The sequence below is a fragment of the Streptomyces sp. NPDC017943 genome (assembly GCF_044328425.1).
GTDB classification, from domain to species: domain Bacteria; phylum Actinomycetota; class Actinomycetes; order Streptomycetales; family Streptomycetaceae; genus Streptomyces; species Streptomyces djakartensis_A.
In genome coordinates this window covers 1-4,568 of record NZ_JBIRHH010000057.1, presented here as the reverse complement: position 1 = coordinate 4,568, position 4,568 = coordinate 1, and the positions used below count along the sequence as shown (strand labels likewise).

The 4,568-nt window shown below is 67.7% G+C and carries 5 protein-coding genes and 2 pseudogenes; 2 read left to right on the top strand and 5 right to left on the bottom strand.

Annotation, left to right across the window (positions count from 1 at the left end; translation table 11 throughout):
• Positions 1 to 292: 292 nt before the first annotated feature.
• Both ACH4C6_RS35965 and ACH4C6_RS35960 read right to left on the bottom strand, forming a co-directional pair.
• Complete coding sequence (locus tag ACH4C6_RS35965) at positions 293 to 484, bottom strand: hypothetical protein (RefSeq protein WP_398112785.1); 192 nt, start codon at positions 482 to 484, stop codon at positions 293 to 295.
• 640 nt (positions 485 to 1,124) lie between these two features.
• Positions 1,125 to 1,544, bottom strand: coding sequence for a transposase (locus ACH4C6_RS35960; protein WP_398112786.1), 420 nt, complete (start codon positions 1,542 to 1,544; stop codon positions 1,125 to 1,127).
• Between the two features lie 512 nt (positions 1,545 to 2,056).
• Between ACH4C6_RS35960 and ACH4C6_RS35955 the strand changes: the two genes are divergently transcribed.
• Positions 2,057 to 2,584 carry a hypothetical protein gene (locus tag ACH4C6_RS35955; protein WP_398112784.1) on the top strand — a complete coding sequence of 176 codons (528 nt, stop codon included), beginning with the start codon at positions 2,057 to 2,059 and terminating at the stop codon, positions 2,582 to 2,584.
• Positions 2,585 to 2,817: 233 nt separating this feature from the next.
• On the top strand, positions 2,818 to 3,267 hold the full coding sequence (locus tag ACH4C6_RS35950; protein ID WP_398112783.1) for an RRQRL motif-containing zinc-binding protein: 450 nt from the start codon (positions 2,818 to 2,820) through the stop codon (positions 3,265 to 3,267).
• A 170-nt stretch (positions 3,268 to 3,437) separates the two neighbouring features.
• On the opposite strand, the gene ACH4C6_RS35945 is transcribed toward ACH4C6_RS35950, so the two are convergent.
• From ACH4C6_RS35945 to ACH4C6_RS35935, 3 genes and pseudogenes are all read right to left on the bottom strand, one after another.
• Positions 3,438 to 4,175 (bottom strand): peptidase inhibitor family I36 protein, encoded by a 738-nt coding sequence (locus ACH4C6_RS35945; RefSeq protein WP_398112782.1) that lies wholly within the window; start codon positions 4,173 to 4,175, stop codon positions 3,438 to 3,440.
• Between the two features lie 154 nt (positions 4,176 to 4,329).
• Positions 4,330 to 4,482: pseudogene (locus ACH4C6_RS35940) on the bottom strand (transposase); the annotation flags it as partial.
• Positions 4,472 to 4,568 (bottom strand): annotated as a pseudogene (locus ACH4C6_RS35935) (IS5/IS1182 family transposase); the annotation flags it as partial. The pseudogenes ACH4C6_RS35935 and ACH4C6_RS35940, both read right to left, overlap by 11 nt.

Here is a 4,568-nt window from a genome sequence, read left to right as displayed (position 1 = left end):
TCAGGCACAAGATCATCCGGCACTCGAAGAACTCTGCCGCCATCAAGCCCAACTCCCAAGCCCCACACGTCAACTCATTCTGAAACGATCAGTAAGACCGCGAACAACAGTGTTGAGCATGCACCGTTGATAGCCGCCCACTGCAGGGGCTGATCAGCGGCTTCGTCCGTGTCTCGCTCGTGTGGGGGGAAAGGTCATACCGGAGAAACGCTTCGCCCCGACTCGGTGCACACCGCTGAGCGCGAACACGGGAGGTTCGCTCTCGCACGGCAGCGTGCGCGGGGGAGCGGCCCTATACCGAGCGGCGCGTCGACAGGACATAGGAGGGCGCGCCGGGAAGCGCCGTGACGACGGCACGCATCCGCTGTGCTGATTCGGGGCCGCCGGGCTGGGCAGCGCGGAAGGCCGCGGGGATCTCGTTGCGGTGTCGGCGCATGACCTGCCGCAGCGCGCGGTCACGGGAGGGGAACGGGCGAACGCTCATCGCGTCAGCTTGGCAGACGATCATTCGCCGTCGGGGCGCGTCGTCAACACGGCGCCGCGCTCTTCGTCGCGAGACCTGGCCTTGCCCAGGGGCTGAAAGACGCTTCCGCGTCCGTCGAGGGCCTTGGCGTTTGTCGGCCGTCCCTGCGCCCCCAGTAGCAGGTCCGGCAACTGCCTTGCACCTGGTGGTCGACTTGTCGGGTAGTTCCTTCGGGGGACCTACGGCGTGTCGTGGCAAGAGGCCGTCAGGCGGCGATCAGTCCCTTCGGCCCGAACGGCTCGGCGTCCGTCCCACGCGCTGGGTCGGCCGGCTGGAGGGCTGCGGCTTGATGGCGCGGCACCTGTGCCCGACCGGCTGCCGCGGCGTCGACACCGACGTCACGGCCACCGGTTTTCGGTTCCTGGCAAGGGCCCGGCCGATGCACGACGCCGCTTGCCCGGAGGCGCTCGACGAAGCCGCCACGCATCGGCGTCGCTGGCCGAGGCGGTCCAAGCGGTCAGGACCCCGCCGTCCCCATGAGCACGGCCTCTTCCCGCTGGCGCCCGGCCGGTGAGCGATCTTGCGACAGCATTGCGGCGGGCGCGGCAGCCCTCCCCGAACGCGGTATGGCCTGTCCTGCGCAACTCTGTTGCCGAGCTCGTCAGCTGGCGAACTGGTGGCTGAGGCGCTCCAGTCGGCTGGTACGGGGCTTGCGTAGTGGGTCGGTGGTCCACCAGGCGTCAAGGCGGACGATGTTGAGGGCGGGGGCGGAGAAGGTGTGCTGGAGGGTGACTTTCGGCAGGCCGTGGCAGCGGGCCTGGCGGATGCCGGTGGTGTCGAGGGCCTGGTTGACGGTGCCCTCGATGCCGGCGCGCAGGGCGTACCTGGTTCGCCAGGACTTGGTGTCCTGTTCGGCTCTGGCCGTGGTGGTGCGTTCGTGCAGTTCACGGGGACGCAGGGTGAGCATGCGGGTACCGCGAGCCGAGCTGGTGCAGCTGGCCCGGGAGGGACAGGAACGGCAGTCGGAGCGGCGAAGTCGATCACGATGGCGTTGCGGCCGTGCTGGGTGACCGGGTACCAGCCGGCGCCGGTGGCGCCTTGGGGACAGCAGACCTGGCGTGCTTTCCAGTCGACGCGGAACGCGCTCTTGTCGAATCCCTCGGCGGCTTTGGCCTGGGGTGAGCGGTCGGCCAGGATGGGGTGACCGCTCGTCAGGGCGTCTGAAAGTGTAGCCGTCGTAGTCGGGGCTTGCATGCCTCCTTGCCCACGTCCCCAGAGGGATTCGCTGGCCTCGGCACCCTCACCCGCGTCGACCCTGCACCCGCACCCGACGTGACCCTCCGGAAGCCCCGGCTGGGTCGCATTGGACGGTGGCCGCCGCGCAGCCACCGCACGGATCACGGCATGGCCCGACGAAACCGGCGGCGACCTGATGACCCAGCTCCTGCTGGGTAAGGGCGGCGACCGGTCCCTCAGTGTGCTGTACCGGCCGCTGCCTGCCGCGCAGTCCCGCCGCTCTGCCCGCTGGCAGAGCGCTGCCAGCGAAGCTTTCACCGCCGACAAGAACGCGCCGGCCCTTCTGGAACCGGCTACGTGTGCAAGGGGTGCGGGGCCGCCGCGGGCAGTCCAGAAGAGAAGCGGTCCCACCACTGCCAGCGCTGCGGGGAGGAGTTCGAGGACGGCTGCACCGGCCGGCCCCCGTGCCGGACCTGCCAGCACTGCGGAACGGTCGACACCCGCACAGGCCACTGGCTCCCGCCCACCGACCCCATGGCGGACTTCCTTGCCGACCGCTACACCCGCTCCGAGTGGTTCCGCCCCTGGGAGCAGGCGTCCGTCCGCTTCGGGCACGACATCGCCCATCGCCTCGCGCAGGTGACCACGGAGATCGACCCCGCGCACCTGTACGGCGAGATCGTGGTGGACCGCCAGAACCTCAGCATCCGGTACAGCCCGCGCGGCTTCCAGGCCGCGGCCCCCTATCCCCGCCGTGACGAATGCAGGCGAGGCCGCCTGTGGACGCTGGTATGGACCCGCCAGGACCTGCTCGCAGCGCACCTGCACGGCCCGGGCCTCGACGCCACCGAATGCGACAGCGCCCGGCTGCACCGCAAGGCATAGACGCGGTCCGTGAGCCCCCACTCTGGCCGCCTGCACACCAACCGACTGTCACACCCGCACGCACCCGCTCCCCCGTCAACCGCCCGCGCTGGCGGGGGAGCGGTGCTGTCCACCGACCGACGTATGGAGGTTGACCGTGCTCGTTCCTCGACCGCGCCGCCGTATGGGCCAGCCCGCCCCACGGTGCCCGGTCCCCGCTACCCGCAGCGCCTGCCCCCGCCCTGGAGTCCCCGGTGAGCACCCGCGCCCGAAGGGTACGCCGTCCGGCGCGTCCGCGCACCGAGCAAGGGCTGGCGGAGTACGAGTGGGGCACCGTGCCCGCCGACCGGCTCGCTACGCGCCGCCAGCTGCGCGCGGCCGGCCTGCGCCCCGCCGGCCAAGACCCGGCCGCGATCCTGCGGTGCAAGGCCTACGCCACTCGCCCGGCCCGTACCTGCACCCGGCCCGCCTACCTCTACCGCGTCGACCTCGCCAAGCCGGTGCGCCCCATGACCCTCGCGATGGAGGCCGCCCTGGACGCCGCGATGGCGGCTCGCAGCACGTGCCCGAGGTGCCGCCGCCGCTATCACCACGTGCTGCCGCTACGGACTTTGGGCTGCTGCTTGGAGTGCTACGACGGCACCCCGGCCGACCCGGCCACGTATCTCCCGGCGCCCTCGCCGCCCCACGGGCTCGCCGCCTGAGCCGACGAACGCTGTAGCCCGGGGGCGGCGGCAGCATCGGCATCGGTACGCAGCCACCCCGGGCGCTGCGGTCACGTCCCGCGACCGCAGCGACTCAGTACGCATTCCCCTCCCGCACAGACAGCAGAGGCGCACTCCCACCAGAGCCTGGACAGCCACGGGGGTACGCCTCAGCACGGTCTGATCGACGACAGTCGGTCGTTGAACTGCGCGTAGTGGCCATTGAAGATAATGGTTGTGCCGGGCTGGATATCGAGGACAGGATTTCCTCCGAAATTGCCGTCCACGTAACCGCACACCGGTTTGCGGCCAAAGTTTGAGATCCGGGAAATCTGATCATTAAGGTTGCCTTTTACATCGATCAGCGAGCGCACCTCCCCTGTGATGTGCAGGTCCTTTTGGTGAGGCTCATCGAAATTGATGTACGCAACGATTCCATCCCCTACCTCCGGGCCGGGACAGGCTCTCATCGAAGTGAGAGTGTCGTTGAATTTCGCCATACGACCAGTCAAATTGACGCTCGTGTACGGGCGAACCTCAATAGCACCACCGGTGAAATCAGGTCCCTGCCAGAAGCAGACCGTCCTACCGCTGTTGTTTGCTATTGAGGAGACAGCATCGTCCACATTGTTCCGGAGTGTACCCAGGTGGCCAATTTCCTCATTCAGGCCAAAGCAATGCTTGCTATTGAAGTCACGCGGACTCTCCAAATCTCCATTAAAAAACTCCCCGTCAAGGTTGACGTCATTGAAGACGCAAATAGGCCCGCCATTAGGCCCAGCCTTAGCCGCGGCGCTTACCTTCGCAGAAGATTCGACAGTTTCGGTCTGAGTAAATATGATGGCGCCAGCCGCAAGGGCCAGGAGCGGCACAGCAACCGCAGCAGCGAACTTCTTCTTCTTCACCATTTTCCGACAGCTCCTCACAGTGAAAGGCCGATGTGCTTGGCACTACGAGGCGAGGGTCACACGGGTTCACAGACAGCCCACCGCAGAGAGGACTGGCTTCTCGGCTCCGAGGAACGCCAGCAAAAGGGGTCACCTACCGCAGTATCTGCGGCTACACGGTCTTCCACGGCCCGTAGCGTTCCGGCAGGTCACGCCAGGAGATCCCGGTGCGGATCATGTAGACCATCCCGTTGATGACCTGCCGGTCCTCCACACGCGGCCGCCCCGTGGCGGCCCGCGGTATCAGTGAACCTCTTTTATCCTGAATAGTCGCAGGTCAGCAGTGTGTGTACGGCCTGGATGATGGTGCCGATGCGGCGGGTGGAGCATCTGGCTCGCTGGAGGATCCGCCAG